The 15,636-nt window shown below is 45.6% G+C and carries 15 protein-coding genes; 12 read left to right on the top strand and 3 right to left on the bottom strand.

Features of this window, described 5'->3' with window-relative positions:
• The first annotated feature begins 219 nt into the window (after positions 1 to 219).
• From MHI15_RS26655 to MHI15_RS26645, 3 genes are read left to right on the top strand one after another with little or no spacing between them, the layout of a single operon-like run.
• Entirely contained in the window at positions 220 to 1,614 is a 1,395-nt protein-coding gene (locus tag MHI15_RS26655; RefSeq protein ID WP_036689307.1) for an ammonium transporter, read from the top strand.
• Between the two features lie 39 nt (positions 1,615 to 1,653).
• Positions 1,654 to 2,727, top strand: a complete 1,074-nt coding sequence (locus MHI15_RS26650) for a DUF294 nucleotidyltransferase-like domain-containing protein (RefSeq protein ID WP_076184365.1) — start codon at positions 1,654 to 1,656, stop codon at positions 2,725 to 2,727.
• Positions 2,724 to 3,473: an exonuclease domain-containing protein gene (locus MHI15_RS26645; RefSeq protein ID WP_038569828.1), complete on the top strand. Its 750-nt coding sequence runs from the start codon at positions 2,724 to 2,726 to the stop codon at positions 3,471 to 3,473. The genes MHI15_RS26650 and MHI15_RS26645 overlap by 4 nt, the downstream gene beginning before the upstream one ends.
• On the opposite strand, the gene MHI15_RS26640 is transcribed toward MHI15_RS26645, so the two are convergent.
• Positions 3,455 to 3,931, bottom strand: a complete 477-nt coding sequence (locus tag MHI15_RS26640) for a M67 family metallopeptidase (RefSeq protein ID WP_076280961.1) — start codon at positions 3,929 to 3,931, stop codon at positions 3,455 to 3,457. The genes MHI15_RS26645 and MHI15_RS26640 overlap by 19 nt on opposite strands.
• 160 nt (positions 3,932 to 4,091) lie before the next feature.
• On the opposite strand from MHI15_RS26640, the gene MHI15_RS26635 reads away from it, so the two are divergent.
• Positions 4,092 to 4,655 carry a TlpA family protein disulfide reductase gene (locus MHI15_RS26635; RefSeq protein WP_076191350.1) on the top strand — a complete coding sequence of 188 codons (564 nt, stop codon included), beginning with the start codon at positions 4,092 to 4,094 and terminating at the stop codon, positions 4,653 to 4,655.
• A gap of 591 nt (positions 4,656 to 5,246) precedes the next feature.
• Here MHI15_RS26635 and cimA read toward each other — a convergent pair.
• Positions 5,247 to 6,866, bottom strand: coding sequence for a citramalate synthase (gene cimA, locus MHI15_RS26630; protein WP_076191352.1), 1,620 nt, complete (start codon positions 6,864 to 6,866; stop codon positions 5,247 to 5,249).
• Positions 6,867 to 6,983: 117 nt separating this feature from the next.
• On the opposite strand from cimA, the gene MHI15_RS26625 reads away from it, so the two are divergent.
• The 3 genes from MHI15_RS26625 to MHI15_RS26615 all read left to right on the top strand — a co-directional run bounded on the left by MHI15_RS26625 (position 6,984) and on the right by MHI15_RS26615 (position 10,287).
• On the top strand, positions 6,984 to 8,315 hold the full coding sequence (locus MHI15_RS26625; RefSeq protein ID WP_282579938.1) for a DNA polymerase IV: 1,332 nt from the start codon (positions 6,984 to 6,986) through the stop codon (positions 8,313 to 8,315).
• Positions 8,316 to 8,476: 161 nt separating this feature from the next.
• A complete protein-coding gene (locus MHI15_RS26620) occupies positions 8,477 to 8,719 on the top strand; it encodes a ferredoxin (RefSeq protein ID WP_036689316.1) in 243 nt (80 codons plus the stop codon).
• Between the two features lie 134 nt (positions 8,720 to 8,853).
• Complete coding sequence (locus tag MHI15_RS26615; RefSeq protein WP_076280960.1) at positions 8,854 to 10,287, top strand: L,D-transpeptidase; 1,434 nt, start codon at positions 8,854 to 8,856, stop codon at positions 10,285 to 10,287.
• On the opposite strand, the gene MHI15_RS26610 is transcribed toward MHI15_RS26615, so the two are convergent.
• A complete protein-coding gene (locus tag MHI15_RS26610; protein ID WP_167348489.1) occupies positions 10,284 to 10,421 on the bottom strand; it encodes a hypothetical protein in 138 nt (45 codons plus the stop codon). The two genes, MHI15_RS26615 and MHI15_RS26610, sit on opposite strands and share 4 nt — an antisense overlap.
• Positions 10,422 to 10,630: 209 nt before the next feature.
• Here MHI15_RS26610 and MHI15_RS26605 point away from each other — a divergent pair, with 209 nt between their 5' ends.
• From MHI15_RS26605 to MHI15_RS26585, 5 genes are all read left to right on the top strand, one after another.
• Positions 10,631 to 11,725: a quinone-dependent dihydroorotate dehydrogenase gene (locus MHI15_RS26605; RefSeq protein WP_076130115.1), complete on the top strand. Its 1,095-nt coding sequence runs from the start codon at positions 10,631 to 10,633 to the stop codon at positions 11,723 to 11,725.
• A 34-nt stretch (positions 11,726 to 11,759) separates the two neighbouring features.
• On the top strand, positions 11,760 to 12,572 hold the full coding sequence (locus MHI15_RS26600) for a GTP pyrophosphokinase (RefSeq protein ID WP_036689325.1): 813 nt from the start codon (positions 11,760 to 11,762) through the stop codon (positions 12,570 to 12,572).
• Positions 12,562 to 13,011 (top strand): DUF309 domain-containing protein, encoded by a 450-nt coding sequence (locus MHI15_RS26595; RefSeq protein ID WP_340034281.1) that lies wholly within the window; start codon positions 12,562 to 12,564, stop codon positions 13,009 to 13,011. The genes MHI15_RS26600 and MHI15_RS26595 overlap by 11 nt, the downstream gene beginning before the upstream one ends.
• A 104-nt stretch (positions 13,012 to 13,115) precedes the next feature.
• The gene (locus tag MHI15_RS26590; protein ID WP_076140926.1) at positions 13,116 to 14,636 is read left to right on the top strand and encodes an RsmB/NOP family class I SAM-dependent RNA methyltransferase; all 1,521 of its coding nucleotides are present in this window, start codon (positions 13,116 to 13,118) and stop codon (positions 14,634 to 14,636) included.
• Positions 14,637 to 14,638: 2 nt separating this feature from the next.
• Entirely contained in the window at positions 14,639 to 15,403 is a 765-nt protein-coding gene (locus tag MHI15_RS26585; protein WP_341165095.1) for a pseudouridine synthase, read from the top strand.
• Positions 15,404 to 15,636 lie beyond the last annotated feature (233 nt).

The following is a 15,636-nucleotide window of genomic DNA, read 5'->3' as shown; positions in this document are numbered from 1 at the left end:
AAATGAGGTTGTGCGCGTAGTTATTTTAATGAAAATGCAGCTAGAATCAGGTCTTTAGGACCTCTAGTCCATTAGTACTGTGAAAATTTCGTGTGCTCAAATAAAATAAAATAAAAACATTCCCAAAATAGTCTTGTCAATTTACCTGACTTCTGATTATAATGACATTAAGAGTTTCACGCTTTGTTAGAAAATATAACATTGGGGAGTGGGGTAAAAATGAAAAAGAAATGGTTGATGATGTTACTGGCCATGATTACACTGATGATTTATCCGGTAAGTGCTTTTGCAGCGGACGGTCCGACGAACGTAGACTTACAAGTCGGATTGGACACAGCGTTTACCTTCCTGGCATTCATTTTAGTATTCTTTATGCAAGCAGGGTTTGCAATGCTCGAAGCGGGTTCGGTTCGGATGAAGAATGCAGGGCACGTAGCAGGTAAGACAGTACTTACCCTGGCTATCGCAAGTCTTTGCTTCTGGGCTATCGGCTTTGGACTTGGTTTCGGTAACGGCAATGGCTTCTTCGGTACTACAGGCTTCTTGTACGGAGGAGATTCAACCGCAGCTTCTTTTGAATCACTTGCATTTTCTGATGTTACTTTAAATGTTAAATTCTTATTCCAAATGGCCTTTGCAGCAGTTTCCTTGGCTATCGTATCTGGTGGTATGGCAGAACGTGCGAAGCTGAGTGTGTATATCATTTTCGGAATTTTGTTCTCCGTCGTAATTTATCCAGTTGTAGCTCACTGGGTATGGGGCGGTGGCTGGTTGGCTGAGCTGGGTATGCAAGATTATGCAGGTTCCACGGTTGTCCATCTTACAGGTGCAACGGCAGCAGTCGTAGCAACCATATTGCTTAAGCCTCGGCTTGGTAAGTTTAATAAAGAAGGTAAACCCGTGATCATTCCAGGTCATAACCAAGTATTTACTGTACTCGGTGTTATTATCCTCTGGTTTGGTTGGTTCGGATTCAATCCAGGTAGTGCTTTGTCCCCAATGGGCGGTTTCTTCGGTCACGTAGCCCTAACAACGAACATCGCAGCAGCAGCAGGTGGTTTGGCAGCATTGATTGCTTCTTGGTTGTACTTTGGTAAGTCTGATATTCCAGCAATGCTGAATGGTGTTCTGGCTGCATTGGTTGCAATCACAGGAGCGTGTGCTTTCGTTGATCCATGGGCAGCAATCATTATTGGTTTTGTAGCCGGTGCTTTTACATTCATGACTTCCCAATGGCTGGAACGTGCAGGGCTTGATGATCCAATCTATGCTTTCTCGGTGCATGGTATTGCGGGGATGTGGGGTGCAGTTTCAACGGGTCTGTTCGCTGTACCTGAGCTTATTACTAAAGGCGGCTTGGTAGGTGAAGCTGGGTTGTTCTACGGTGGCGGTTTCCATCAACTAGGGGTTCAAGTGCTTGGTGTGGTTGGAACATTTGTTTTCGTAGCCGTTCTTTCTTTCATCATCTTGTATGTAATGAAGGTAACTATCGGACTTCGCGTTACAGAAGAAGAAGAATTAATGGGTCTGGATATCAGTGAGCATGGTACTTACGGATACCCTGAGCAAATGAAATTGATCGCAGATTCGGAATCCAAAACCCTTAAACAATAACATTTCAACTCGGACAGGGAGGCGGACCGTGTGGCATCGATGGAGTTAACAGATGAGTATAATGAAGAAAGCTTTAGGACCATCGTATTGGCCGGTTCGTCAGAGGAGCTTAGGGAGAGGCGTGTTGCCTGTCAAAAAGTACTTCTCGAACAGTTGAATGTTATTCCTATAGAGGAATGGATGTTCCGTGTGAATACTATGCATGATCTTATTGCCCAAACCGCAGTACTCATATGTGAGGCGCAGATGAAAGAGGCGGGCTATGGCCCGCCTCCCTGTGCTTATTCCTTTATTGTGTTTGGCAGCAGTGGGAGGCAGGAGGCAACGCTTTGGAGCGATCAGGATAATGGCCTGATAGTCGAAGGAGAGCCTGATGGGGAAAAAAATCGCTATTTCGAATTTTTCGGAACTTTGTTATCCGATATGCTTGAAGAAGTAGGATATGAGAAATGTGCGGGGAAGGTAATGTGCTCCCAAGTCATGTGGCGTAAGACATTATCTGAATGGATAGAGCAGCTTGATAGCTGGAGAACTCAGTTGGAATGGGAGCCGATCCGGTATCTTATTATCTCTTCGGATATGCGTCATGTGGCAGGAAGCGTGAAGTTATCAGCGAAGTGGCAAGAAGCTTTCTATGAAGGCTTTGCGGAAAATGAGCAGCTGTCTAATGCTGTTCTTCGCAATACAGTACGCCACAAAGCGACTTTGAATTTACTGGGACAGGTGTTAACAGAACGGTTTGGTGATTATGCAGGCGGATTTGATGTTAAGTATGGGGTCTATATTCCGTTAGTGAACATTGTTAGACGGTTGTCATTACTACATGGCATTAGAGCTGGCTCGACATTAGAGCGGATTGAAGCGCTTGATAGGCTTGGGAAATATCAACATTTAGAGGATATCCGCAGAGCTTTCTTATTAGCAATGCGGTTGCGAGTGAACACGCCATATAGTGTTCAGGATGGATTGTTAATCAGCAGTGATTATGTAGCTGAGAGTGAATTGAAGAATAAGCAGCTGCTGTCTGAGCTGCGTGAAAGCCTGCTGCTTGTCAGACGCCTTCATCGGGCGCTGCAGCGTCAGCTCCGCTCAGCGGAAAGGTGGCGGTCATGAGGGAGCCGAACAAAAGCGGAGGATTCTGGAGTAATCTAAGACAAGGTGGAATGCCCTCGGCAATTGCTTCGATGAGAGGTGGGGAAACTGCGCAACAGACTGCGCAGCAAATGGCCTTTATTCGATCTTTGATGCGAGAGAAGCGGCGGCCTGAGGTGCTGCATACCCCATTGTCTGAATTAGAGACAGTGATCTTTGATCTAGAGACTACAGGCTTTTCCCATCAGCATGGGGATGAGATTATGTCTTTCGGAGCCGTCAAGGTTGTTGGAGAGCAGATCAAAGAAGAGGAATGCTTTTATACACTGGTGAACTGTCAGACGGCTATTCCGGAGGATATTACAAGGCTGACTGGGATTACGGAAGAAATGACACAATCCGCTCCCTCCTTAATGGATGGCCTTCATAATTTTATGTCCTTTGTAGGTCAAAATGTGCTGGTGGCACATGCAAGCTCACATGATAAGGCTTTTCTTAATGCTGCTTTATGGAAAACCTCTAAAGTTCAGCTAACACACCGTGTGCTGGACACGATGATGTTAGCGCGATGGCTTGAGCCACAGCGAAGTAATTATTCGCTGGATGAGCTGCTATATGTACATGAAATTCCGATTCATGGCCGTCATCATGCCTTGGAAGACGCAAAGATGACAGCACAGCTGTGGGTGATCTACCTGCGGGAAATTTCGGAGCGCGGCCAAGTGGATACCTTGGGAGATCTATATGCTTATTTAAGTAGAACGTGAAGCGGGGCTTGGGATAAACCGCGGGACAAATTACCGCGGTTATCAGGCAAACGCTCAATATAAAATCCGTTCAGAATGGGATTGCAGCTGTCTTTGATGTTGGGAGAACCTATAAGATAGAGCGCAAACTCAGGTCCTAGTGCTGTTAATCCTTTATAATCGGCAACTGAAGGGATAGGTGCTGAATGTGGGTGGGAATGAAATAGGCCGATGATTGTCGGTTCGTTGTAAAGAACATCAATCCACTCTTCAGGGTGAGGAGTAAAGGTGTGCAGCGGGTCTGGCGCTACGTTGCGCAAGGGTACGTAAGTATCTATGAGCATGCCACCCGCTGCGGCAGCACCCAGCAGGACTCCGCATGCTTCATGCGGATAACAGGACAGCAGGTGCTTCCCCAGTGCTTGCTGTACGGAATATTTCAGTCTAATAGGCTGGACATTTCCCTGGAATGCTGCCATTTGTTCACCCCTCTCTCTTCATTAGGGTTTCGTCGCAGACGAAACCCTCTTTTTTATTATAAAAGTATATATTATTGTGTAAAAAATGGATGGTTTGAAATTTAACCTATTGAGGGTACAATAGTAGAAAACTATTCCAATCGTAAAGGAACAGATGACTATGAAAGCAAGTAATAAATTAAATATAACAGTATTACTCATAGTTGTATGTGTTGCTGTGTTTGCGGTGTGGTATAATCGTGAGCCAAAAGCAGAAGCTGTGCTTGCGCAACAAAATGAGCTGCCGATGAAGAGCGGACCTAAGGCTGGACTGCGTGCACCTTCGTTTTCACTTCAGGGAACAGATGGGACTACCTATGTTGTTGATGGCCCCAGAGATAAAGCGGTAATCCTTAATTTCTGGGCTTCATGGTGTGATCCCTGCCAGCAGGAAGCTCCTGAACTTAATACCATGGCCACTAAGTATAAGGATGTTCTAGATATCTACGGTATTAATGTGAGCAGTCAGGATTATAAACCCAATGCTGAACGTTTTATCAAGAAATACGGTCTTGTGTTTCCGGTTATGTTTGATGTAAAAGATGAGGTGTACAGCAAATATAATGGAGCTGTTTTTCCCACCAATGTGCTCATTGATAAGAATGGAGTGATCTCTGAGATTATTCTAGGTATTCTTAGCCCTGAAGAGTTGGAGGAGAAAATAATCAAGCTTACCGAATCATGAAGCAGGCTGTCCCATGTGGAGACAGATCTGCTTTTTTCTCCAAACAGCAAAAGTCTACAGATCAGCGATTCTTCTTTTTGGAGGATCGCTGATCTGCGTTTTTGGTCAGCCACGATTTGCTTTAGTTGACCCCAAGCATTAATTTCACTATACAGTGGAGCAGAAATGGCTGGAACCCCGAAGGAAGCCTCGTTAGAACAATTGGGGAGTTTTTCCCTATTATTTCGAGATCTCGGGTCATTCAACGAATAATTAGGGAAAATATCCCTCTGATCTAGCTGTTTTGGTGGAAAATAATGAAATCACCCTGATTTTTAGGGAGGAATTCCCTGTTTCTGTTCATTTATAGCGAATATCGGCTATTTTCAGGGAGTTTTTCCCTAATTACTCTACCGCACCCGCACCCGAACTCGCACCCCGCGCATCCCGCACCGCACACTGCCCATTGCTCACCGCCCACCACCCAAAGTCTATGGGCTAAAGCAATAGTCCGTTATATAGCCTATTTAATAAAAAAGAAGCTGCCCTAAAAGTAGAATTCTACTTTTGGGAAGCTTCTTTTTTGTCTTACAAAATTCTATAAGTGATCAATTAATGATTGACCAGGCCTCTAGGTTCACTGCTGGTCGTCTTCTCATTCTCCAAAGAGAGCTCATTGAGAAGCGCGTAGCGCATACTGTCAACAAGTGCCTCCCAGCTGGCTTCAATTACGTTACTGGAGACACCAACCGTACTCCAGGTGTCTGTGAAGTTCTTGGATTCAATCAATACCCTTACCTTTGCTGCAGTCTGATCCTGTTCATCTATTACACGGACTTTATAGTCGGATAGATGCATTTCCTTTAATTGTGGGAAATAGGTCTGTAATGCTTTACGAAGCGCGTTATCGAGTGCGTTGACTGGACCGTTACCTTCAGCAGCGGTATAAAGATTCTCACTGCCAACTTTCAGCTTCACGAACGCTTCAGATACTACTGGATGTTCTGCGGTTTTCTCAACTAACATCTTGAAGGATTCAAAGGTAAAGGTTTCATTCATCTCGCCAGTAGCTTCCCGAAGGAGTAGCTCCAGTGAGGCATCGGCACCTTCAAACTGATAGCCTTGATGTTCCATCGTTTTGATTTTCTCGATCACTCGGCGAGCCTGCTCGCTGCTTGGATCCAGATTTAAACCCATATCCTGCGCTTTGGAGAGTACATTGCTCTGTCCAGCAAGTTCGGAGACCAGCACACGCTGCTTGTTCCCGACAAGCTCAGGAGCGATATGCTCATAGGTCCGTGAATCACGCATGATGGCGGAGACATGGATTCCACCTTTGTGTGCGAAAGCTGCATTTCCGACATAAGGCTGATTTACGGGCAGATTAACATTGGCAACTTCACTAATGTAGCGGGCAGTGTTGGTAAGCTGTGACAATGAATCGCCTGGAATACAGTGATAACCCATTTTGATCTGTAGTGTAGGAATAATAGAACATAGGTTGGCGTTGCCACACCGTTCACCGTAACCATTAATGGTACCTTGTACTTGCCGTGCTCCAGCTCCGATGGCGCTAAGTGCATTGGCAACCGCTAGCTCACAGTCATTGTGAGTGTGAATTCCGAGATTGGCTCCGGGCAATTGTTGATTTAGAGCGGTAACAATCTCATGAATTTCGTAAGGTAAGGTCCCACCGTTGGTATCGCACATTACAAGCCAATCTGCTCCGGCTTCCCGGGCTTTGGACAGAACAGCTGCTGCATATTCAGGATTATTCTTGTATCCGTCGAAGAAATGCTCGGCATCAAAAATCACTTCAAGGCCTTGGCGTTTCAAGTAGGATATGGAGTCGCCGATCATGGCGAGATTCTCCTCAAGCGTAGTCTGTAATGCAGTGTGTACATGAAAATCCCAAGATTTTCCGACGAGTGTAGCAGCAGGAACCCCTGCGTCAATCATACGTTTTAAATTGTCATCGTTTTCGGCCAAGGAATTCTTCCGCCGAGTGCTGCCGAACGCTGTAATTTTGGCGTTCAGATGAAGCTCCTTGACTCTTTTGAAAAATTCAATGTCTTTATTGTTGCTTCCCGGGATGCCACCTTCAATATAGTGCACACCCAGATCATCGAGTTTCTTGGCAATCTTCAGCTTGTCGTCAGCCGACAGACTGATGCCTTCACCTTGGGTGCCGTCGCGTAATGTAGTATCGAAGATGGAGATGGACTTAGACATGAGAGTCCTCCTTATAGGGAAATGAATTTATATATTATAGCATTTTTACGCGGGAATGTAACAAAGAACTTTACAGCCTCTTAAGTTGACCTAACCGCAGCGGAGAGTTATTCTAAATTGGACAATAGAAAACCTGAGGATAAGAAGGTAGATATTGTGCAGAATGTTGATCAGTATTATCCAACGAGTGGCAGGGTTATCCTGCATGTTGATATGAATGCTTTTTACTGCTCTGTGCATGAGGCAGAGGACCCTGACCAATATAGAGGCAAAGCTACTGCGGTTGCGGGTAGTGTTGAATTGCGGAAAGGGATCATAGTGACTTGTTCCTACGTCGCCCGCAGAATGGGGATTTCGACGGGAATGCAGGTTCAGAAGGCGCTTCGTATTTGTCCATCGCTTATCGTTATTAAACCGGACTTCCATTTATACCGCAAATATTCTAATGCTTTTATGCAGATTGCATATAGCTATACTCCGTTACTGGAAGCAGTGTCCATCGATGAATGTTACCTTGATATAACTGGCTCCAGACAATTCGGTACACCCATGGAAATAGCGGAGACGATTCAGCGCCGTATAATGGAAGAATTGGGCTTGCCATGCTCAGTGGGGATCGCTCCCAATAAGCTGCTTGCGAAGATGGCTTCCGATTTAAAAAAGCCAAACGGTATTTCAGTGCTGCGACTGCGGGATGTGCCTAAGATTTTATGGGACAAGCCTTGTAACGAAATGTTCGGCATTGGTGGAAAAACAGCAGAAAAGCTCCGCAAACTGGGCATTTACAGTATTGGTCAATTAGCAGCGGCTGATGAAAATATGCTGGTTGAGAATTTCGGAGTTATGGGCTCATGGCTAAAGCGTGCTGGCAACGGTATTGATCATGGGATCGTTAATCCTGAGCGGGAGCAGAGTAAGTCGATTGGACACACCACAACATTGCCGCGGGATGTCATAGGTCTTGCTGAGGTACGACCGATTTTGTTGAATTTAAGTGATCAGGTAGCCCGGCGCTTGCGTAAGCAAGGACTTGTTGCCTCAGGGGTGCAGCTGACCATTCGGACACCCGATATGAAGACCATAACCCGTTCGCGTCAGCTAGAGGCTCCTTCGGAGAGTGGGGAGGATATCTACAAGTCCGTCTGCGATCTATATGTTCGTCATTGGAATGGGGAGAAGCCTGTGCGGCTGCTGGGTGTGACCCTGCAGGGCTTGATTGCTAAAGAGGATTCTGCCATTCAGCTTGATTTGTTCGATTACGAACGTCAGCCTAAGAAAGAGTCTCTTAACAAGACTATGGACATGCTACGTAATAAATTCGGTGAAAATGCAGTGTTGACCGCCGGGATGTTAAGCGATTCTCACTCTGCAAGGCTCCGCAATCATAAAGAACGTGGCACTTCGTTGCAAAAGGATAATCTTCTATCTGTCGAGTCTGATAAAGAGTAACAAGAACATTCTATGACATGTCAAAATAGATGCCGTAGAATGCGTCAGAAATGCAAACGTATTGAAAATCGATTGAAATTGTATTCTTTTTATATTAATATGAGAAAATATAAGACGCTGGTACAACAGCGCTGTATTGTTCAACGGGAGGCAGAGATAAAATGGCTAAGTACACTTGGGTCGAAAAAGACACTTGTATCGCTTGCGGTGCATGTGGCGCAACGGCTCCTGATATTTTTGATTACGATGACGAAGGTTTGGCAGAAGTTATTTATGAAAATGACGGAAACCACGGCATCACAGCGATTCCGGATGATTTGTTTGATGATCTCCAGGATTCTTGTGATGGATGCCCAACCGACTCTATTAAAATTGCGGATGAGCCTTTTAACAAAGAGGGCTAATTAGCCGGGATTTTGTAACTTCTAGCACAACATAAAGACATCTCTCGCGAACTTTTGTTCAGCTAGGGATGTCTTTTTTGCGATGTCTGACCGATATTAATGTAGGAAGGAATTATAAAATTTCGGAGGTTCCGATGAAAAATTCTCAGCACCTCAAAGCATATGTACAGATGCATCCAGACAATAAGATGGCATGGTACTTGCTGGGTAAGGAATACTATAAGAACGGTCAACAGGGGAAAGCTAACTATTGCTTCAATCAGGCTGGAGAAGTATATGAAGCTTTCGAGCATAGTAAGGTGCCTGCGGAAACGCTACGGGAATATGAGGAAGGGCTGCTTCAGGCAAGCCGCCAGCGGGACCGAAGGCAGCAAAGATTCCGCTACATTATGCTTGGGCTGATGCTTCTATTACTGGTTATGGTGCCATCGGCTGTGGCTCCGGGTCTAGATATTGCGGGAGATCAGGATACGGTCCAAGACACGGTTACTTCTGAAGTTAAAGATCCGCTTGATCAAAAAGATGTTGAGAAGGAACCCGTTCTAGAGGCACGAAAAATGATGTATACAGCGCAAGAGAGTGGAGCTTCGGCTTCGTCAGGGAAGCTGATGGCAACTATGCTAATGCGCGAGGAACCGTTTCAAGCTGCTATTTTGGGCATGGAGCGGGAAGGGAAGTGGCTGCTGTGGAAAGAGAAGCTTCCGCTTAATTCCACACTGCAGAAGAATGGGAACGGACGGTTGGTATACCAATCCTATGATCCAGCGGCATGTGCATGCGAACCGCCAGAGCAAGGGGAACTTGCGGTGGATGCAGCTAAGTGGCAGGGGGATCAAGAGGAGCTAGCTACATTATGGAGTGCAATGAGGTCTTATCAGAATCATAAAGGCAAGCTTCCGGCTTCTCTGGCGGAATTGACCAGACCTTTTCCGGAAAATTGGATTGGCGGGACGACACCAGTTATGAAACGTGAGTTCAAATCTCTTAAGGAAATAGCAACTGCTAAGGCACTGGGTACACCGGAAGTTGCGGGTGAGCCTCCAAGCTCAACTGCTGAGGCGGGAATGGGCATACCGACGGCGTTAAGCGAGAGTGGAAGTAGTGGAAAGGGCGTTCCTTTTTTTGACCAGCCGCTTAGAGTGATTGTGGATAAACAAAAACACCGCTTGGCAGTAGTCAGCGGCTCTGTTATTCTACGAAATTATGAGGTAGGGCTTGGGGGAGACAAGACTCCGGAAGGCAATTTCATCATTACAGATAAAGTGGTCAATCCAAACGGTCATGATAATGGGGAGTTCGGAAGCCGCGGACTACAACTTTCAGATAGTAATTATGCTATTCATGGCACCAATGAGCCAGAAAGTGTCGGCAAGGATGAATCCCTTGGCTGTATTCGGATGAGTCGAGAAGATGTGGAAGAACTATTCGCTATGATTCCAAAAGGAACAAAAGTGGTGATTAGTAAAGGGGTTCTGCCTGACAAGCAGCTGCTGCCGGCGAAACGCTTCAACCCTGCTGCTCCATATGATCAGACCAACCCCCACAAAGTATACCACTGGCTGAATTAGTTCCCGGCAACTATAAACAGAACGATGATGAGAAGAATTAGTAAAGTTAAACTTACGCCGATCCACATTAGCGCTTTACGATTAACTTCTTCTTTCTTTTGCTGCAAAGTTGGTGGTTTACGTTTAGTTGACATCCAGCATACCTTCTTTCTCTCTTAATCGCTGATTACCCCTATATTGTAATGCGTTTACAAGAAAATTACTATACTTTGGGTTAAGCTCTCTGCACACTTACAGGGTAAAATGCTTTTCTTTTGTTCAAGAAAAGGCTAAAATTAAGAAGAAACCTACAGAATCGGGTAGACACGTGGATTAGTGAAGTACCCCTTAAGGAGCGAGAACGGTGTTGTATCGTAATTTTGGTAAACCAATTTTCTTTAAGCTGGACCCTGAGAAGGCTCACCATCTCGTCATAGGTGGATTGGATAAATCATCATCAGTTCCAGGGGGAAGCGCGGCATTGCGTTTAATGTATGGCGTTCCTGAAACGGCAGATTTAGCAGTTGATCTGTTTGGCATACATTTTCCGACTCCAGTTGGACTGGCAGCAGGCTTGGATAAGAATGCCGAGGCCGTTTCTGGATTCTCTTCGATCGGATTCGGATTTATGGAAGTGGGGACGGTTACCCCTAAGGGTCAGCCGGGTAATGATAGCCCGCGTTTGTTCCGTCTTCCCTCTGATGAAGCTCTGATCAACCGTATGGGCTTCAATAACGAAGGGGCTGACGCTATGGCAGAGCGTCTAAAAAAATTAAAAAATCGCAGAGTTCCAATAGCAGTAAATATTGGACGGAATAAAATAACTAGTAATGAAGCGGCTCATGAAGATTATCGTCAGTGTATCCGTACGCTTTATCCGTACGGTGATTTTTTTGTGGTCAATATCAGCTCACCAAATACACCGGGGCTGCGCAGTCTCCAGCATGGCAGCGAATTAGCGTTCCTGCTGGCACAAGTAAAGGAAGAAATGGAGATTCAGCGTAAAGCCACAGGCCTGAATAAGAGCTTGTTGGTTAAGATTGCTCCAGATGTAAGTGACTCTGAGTTGGAGTATATGGTTCAATCACTGACAGAAGCTGGTATGGATGGTATTATTGCTACGAATACTACATTGAACCGGGATGGACTTAGTCATGAAAAGGCTAATGAGACAGGTGGATTAAGCGGTAAGCCACTTCGTGACCGGTCAACGGAAATCATTCGTAGGATTTATCGCCAGACTGAAGGGAAGATGCCGATCATAGGTTCAGGGGGCATATTCACCAGTCAGGATGCGTATGACAAGATAAGAGCAGGCGCAAGTCTGGTCGAAATTTATACAGCACTCATCTACGAAGGACCGGAGGTTAACCGCAGGCTGCATGCCGGATTACGGCAGCTCTTACGGCGGGACGGATTCAGTCATATCTCTGAAGCAGTGGGTGCTGATCATCACTGATTGAAGGAGTCGAAAGGACAGGAGGACGAAGGCGATGGACGGCAGGGACTGGGGAACTTTTTTGCTTCCATATGAACAGACTGTGGAAGAATTGAAAGTTAAATTCAAAACAATGCGTTCGGAGTTGAAGAAAAGAGAGGAATACACGCCGATTGAATTCGTAACTGGTCGTGTAAAGCGGCTGTCAAGCATTTTGGAGAAGGCTAAGCGCCTGAATGTGAAGATGGAGGATCTGGAGACAGGCATTGAAGATATAGCCGGGATCCGGATTATGTGCCAGTTTGTGGAGGATATCCGCAGAGTGGCCGAATATATCCGGGCTCGTAAGGATCTTGAAGTCCTGTATGAGAAGGATTACATCACCAATTATAAAGAGAGCGGGTATCGCAGCTTTCATATGATTATTAAATATCCTGTGCAGACAGCTCTGGGACAAAAAATAGTGCTCGCAGAGATCCAAATTCGTACACTAGCTATGAATTTCTGGGCAACCATAGAGCACTCTCTGAATTATAAATATCGGGAAAGCTTGCCGGATGAAATGCGAGTGCGCCTGAAAACCGCAGCTGAAGCAGCCTCCATCTTGGACAGCGAAATGTCCAGTATTCGTGATGAAATCCTAGAAGCGCAAAAGACCTTCGAGGAAAACTCGAATATGACGACTCAAATTCTCAAATCTATTCATCAATTGTATTTCTATCATTTGGTGAATGAGGCTATAGATACTCAGGCTCGATTTAACGAAATATGGCAGGCTCAGGACATGGAAGCGATGAAGGAGCTTCTGGATCATGTACGGGGACTTCTCTCCGCAGCTAAAAAGGATAGTTTGCCGGATGGCTTATGATCCGTTGTACTTGGCGTATCTAGTGTACTTTAATCGTGACCGGGATTATTTCGAATGTCACGAGGTGCTCGAAGAGCTATGGCTTGCCAAGCAACGCGACCCATTGTACAAAGCACTTCTCCAAGTAGCTGTTGGGTTGTACCATTGCCGCAATAATAATATGCGTGGTGCAACGATTATGCTAAGCGGGGCTGCTGCCAAGCTGGAAGAATATTCAGCAGTGACACTCGGCATTAATTTGGCTAAGCTAGTGGTGGAAGTGAAGGATTATGTTCGCCGCATGGAGTCGTGTGAGCAGCAGCCATTTTCTTATTATGATCTGACTATAGAAATCATTGATCAAGGTCTAGCGGATGAAGTGAACTCTGCGGCTGAGGTGATCACACCGAATAATCCTCAACGACGAGGTCCTCAAAGACCGACCTCTTCTCATCGTTAATAATGATCCTCTATAAATGAGTATTGCCAAAGGGACACCCGTAAGGGTGTTCCTTGAATCTTTAAACACCTAAATTTTAGCAGTACTATCAGGAGGACGGCATCATGGCGGCACAACTGCCCAGTTCTTTCAGCGAGCGTATGATGGACTTGCTGGGAACGGATTATAATCAATTTGCGGATTCGTACAAGGAGACCCCTAACGGAGGCGTTCGTGTTAATACCTTGAAAATTTCAGTGGAGAAATTGCAAGCTCTTTCCACTTTAGAGCTGGAACCCATTCCGTGGTGTCCAACCGGATTCTATACAGAGGATGGGGCCAGACCAGGTAAACATCCACATTATCACGCGGGATTGTATTACATTCAAGAGCCAAGCGCTATGGCACCTGTGGAACTGCTTGATGTACAGCCAGGAGATCGTGTCCTTGATTTATGCGCTGCACCTGGGGGCAAATCCACACAGATTTCTGCCAAGCTCTCAGGAGAAGGCTTGTTGGTTACCAATGATCTTCATCCAGAACGCACGAAAGCCTTAGCCAAAAATCTAGAGCTATATGGGGTGCGCAACGGTATCGTATTAAACGAAAGTCCAGATCATATTGCAGCGGCATTCCCGCTTTATTTTGACAAAATCTTGATTGATGCTCCTTGCTCAGGTGAAGGGATGTTCCGTAAAGACGAAGACATGGTGAAGCAGTGGGATTCAGGTACACCTGCCAAATATGCTGCCATGCAGCGGGATATTTTACGTTCTGCTGCAACAGCGTTGGCACCGGGAGGTACACTTGTCTATTCAACCTGTACATTTGCTACAGAAGAAAATGAAGAAATTATAGCGGAGTTTATTTCTGAACATCCACAGTTTTCGGTGATTACAGTTGGAGGCACTGGCTCATTTGCTCCTGGTTTTGGAGAACTATCAGGGACAGCAAGACTATGGCCGCATAAAGTAAAAGGTGAAGGACATTTCATGGCTGTGCTGCAGCATGTGGGGCCAAAGGTATCTGCAGAGGAACGTGATCAAGCCGAAGTTAAGTTGAGTGCAGTTACACGGAATACGAATAAAAAAGGCACTGCTCATATTAAATCCGCAAACAAACCAGAAGCCAGACGAGGGAAAGAAGGTAAGTTCTCTAATAAATCTGCTGCTGGCGCTGAACGTGGCCGTCAAGGTTCAGGAGAAGAGCAAGCCTTAGCTGCATATGGAGATTTTATAAAAGACCAGCTTGGCTGGGAGCCAAAAGGGTATCCGATTTTCTTCGGTGATCATCTGTACATCTCCCCACTACCTAAGGAAAGATTAAATGGATTAAAGGCGATTCGTCCAGGATGGTATGTAGGACATGTCCGTAACGGCAGATTTATCCCAGGACATCCAATGGCTACCGCGTTACACCCTGAAGAGAGCTGCCGAAGTGTCTCACTTTCCAGTACGAGTAATGAGGCTATTTCCTATCTTAAAGGAGAGACATTGTTGATTAGTCAAGAACGTCTCTCTATTAAAATAGGAACTACCCAAAAAGGATACGTACTGGTCTGCATAGATGGTTATAGTGCAGGCTGGGGGAAGTGGCAGGACGGTGTGCTCAAGAATGAATATCCCGCAGGCTGGAGGTGGATGTAAGAATGAGCCTATCAGGGAAAACTGCAAAAAAGCAGCGTTTAGATAAAGTATTGTCCCATATGGGGGTAGGATCACGCAGCGATATTCGTAAACAAGCCAAGCAAGGTTTAATTACCGTGAATGGTGCAGTCGTCAAGGATAGTGGATTTCATGTAGACCCTTATCACGATAAAATTGTGGTTGGCGGCGAGCTTGTTACCTATCGTGAATTTATTTATCTTATGATGAATAAGCCACCGGGAGTTCTGTCGGCAACAGAGGACAAGCGGGATCGGACCGTTCTGGATCTTTTAAAGCAGGAATATGTACAGTTTGAACCTTTTCCTGTAGGAAGGTTAGATAAGGACACAGTAGGGCTGCTTCTGCTCACCAATGATGGAAAGCTTGCTCACGAGCTACTATCGCCACGCAAGCATGTCCCTAAGACGTATGAAGCAACAGTTGAGGGAGACGTAGATGCAGACGATGTAGCGGCTTTTGCGGCAGGTGTCGAGCTGGAAGATGGATATGTTACTTTACCTGCACAGCTAACTATATTGGGAAGAGAACGCGGCAGTAAAGTAATCTCACATATTTCGCTGATCATCACAGAAGGAAAGTTTCACCAGGTGAAGCGAATGTTCCAAGCTGTCGGCAAAAAAGTCACTTTTCTGAAACGAGTATCTATGGGAGAATTGAAGCTGGATGAAAGCCTGCCACTGGGAGCTAGTCGTGAACTTACGCTAGAGGAACTGGCACTCTTAAGTACAGAAGCATCAGAAAAATAATATAGAGAAAAAATGGTATATAAATTGAATTTGGAAACTTGGGATAAGGGAATGGAGTGGCGGAGGGGAAATTTGGAACTGTAAGAGCGATAGCGGCCGCCTTTGTTTCCGGATTTCAACCACTAGTAAACGGTATAAATCAAGAAATCTGGAAACAACAGCGGCTGGAAGTCCAAATATTCACCGCAGTTGCGACTGAAACTTAACTCAAATAGCCAGGTTCAATATATATA

Source organism: Paenibacillus sp. FSL H7-0918 (genome assembly GCF_038007025.1).
GTDB classification, from domain to species: domain Bacteria; phylum Bacillota; class Bacilli; order Paenibacillales; family Paenibacillaceae; genus Paenibacillus_AQ; species Paenibacillus_AQ odorifer.
Note: the sequence above shows the minus strand (reverse complement) of the source record. Positions and strands in the feature narration are given on the sequence as shown.

Excerpts from the sequence above, each read along its gene's own strand:
- MHI15_RS26655 (WP_036689307.1), top strand. The coding sequence starts at position 220 with ATGAAAAAGAAATGGTTGATGATGTTACTGGCCATGATTACACTGATG.
- MHI15_RS26650 (WP_076184365.1), top strand. The coding sequence starts at position 1,654 with ATGGAGTTAACAGATGAGTATAATGAAGAAAGCTTTAGGACCATCGTA.
- MHI15_RS26645 (WP_038569828.1), top strand. The coding sequence starts at position 2,724 with ATGAGGGAGCCGAACAAAAGCGGAGGATTCTGGAGTAATCTAAGACAA.
- MHI15_RS26640 (WP_076280961.1), bottom strand. The coding sequence starts at position 3,931 with ATGGCAGCATTCCAGGGAAATGTCCAGCCTATTAGACTGAAATATTCC.
- MHI15_RS26635 (WP_076191350.1), top strand. The coding sequence starts at position 4,092 with ATGAAAGCAAGTAATAAATTAAATATAACAGTATTACTCATAGTTGTA.
- cimA (WP_076191352.1), bottom strand. The coding sequence starts at position 6,866 with ATGTCTAAGTCCATCTCCATCTTCGATACTACATTACGCGACGGCACC.
- MHI15_RS26620 (WP_036689316.1), top strand. The coding sequence starts at position 8,477 with ATGGCTAAGTACACTTGGGTCGAAAAAGACACTTGTATCGCTTGCGGT.
- MHI15_RS26615 (WP_076280960.1), top strand. The coding sequence starts at position 8,854 with ATGAAAAATTCTCAGCACCTCAAAGCATATGTACAGATGCATCCAGAC.
- MHI15_RS26610 (WP_167348489.1), bottom strand. The coding sequence starts at position 10,421 with ATGTCAACTAAACGTAAACCACCAACTTTGCAGCAAAAGAAAGAAGAA.
- MHI15_RS26600 (WP_036689325.1), top strand. The coding sequence starts at position 11,760 with ATGGACGGCAGGGACTGGGGAACTTTTTTGCTTCCATATGAACAGACT.
- MHI15_RS26595 (WP_340034281.1), top strand. The coding sequence starts at position 12,562 with ATGGCTTATGATCCGTTGTACTTGGCGTATCTAGTGTACTTTAATCGT.
- MHI15_RS26590 (WP_076140926.1), top strand. The coding sequence starts at position 13,116 with ATGGCGGCACAACTGCCCAGTTCTTTCAGCGAGCGTATGATGGACTTG.
- MHI15_RS26585 (WP_341165095.1), top strand. The coding sequence starts at position 14,639 with ATGAGCCTATCAGGGAAAACTGCAAAAAAGCAGCGTTTAGATAAAGTA.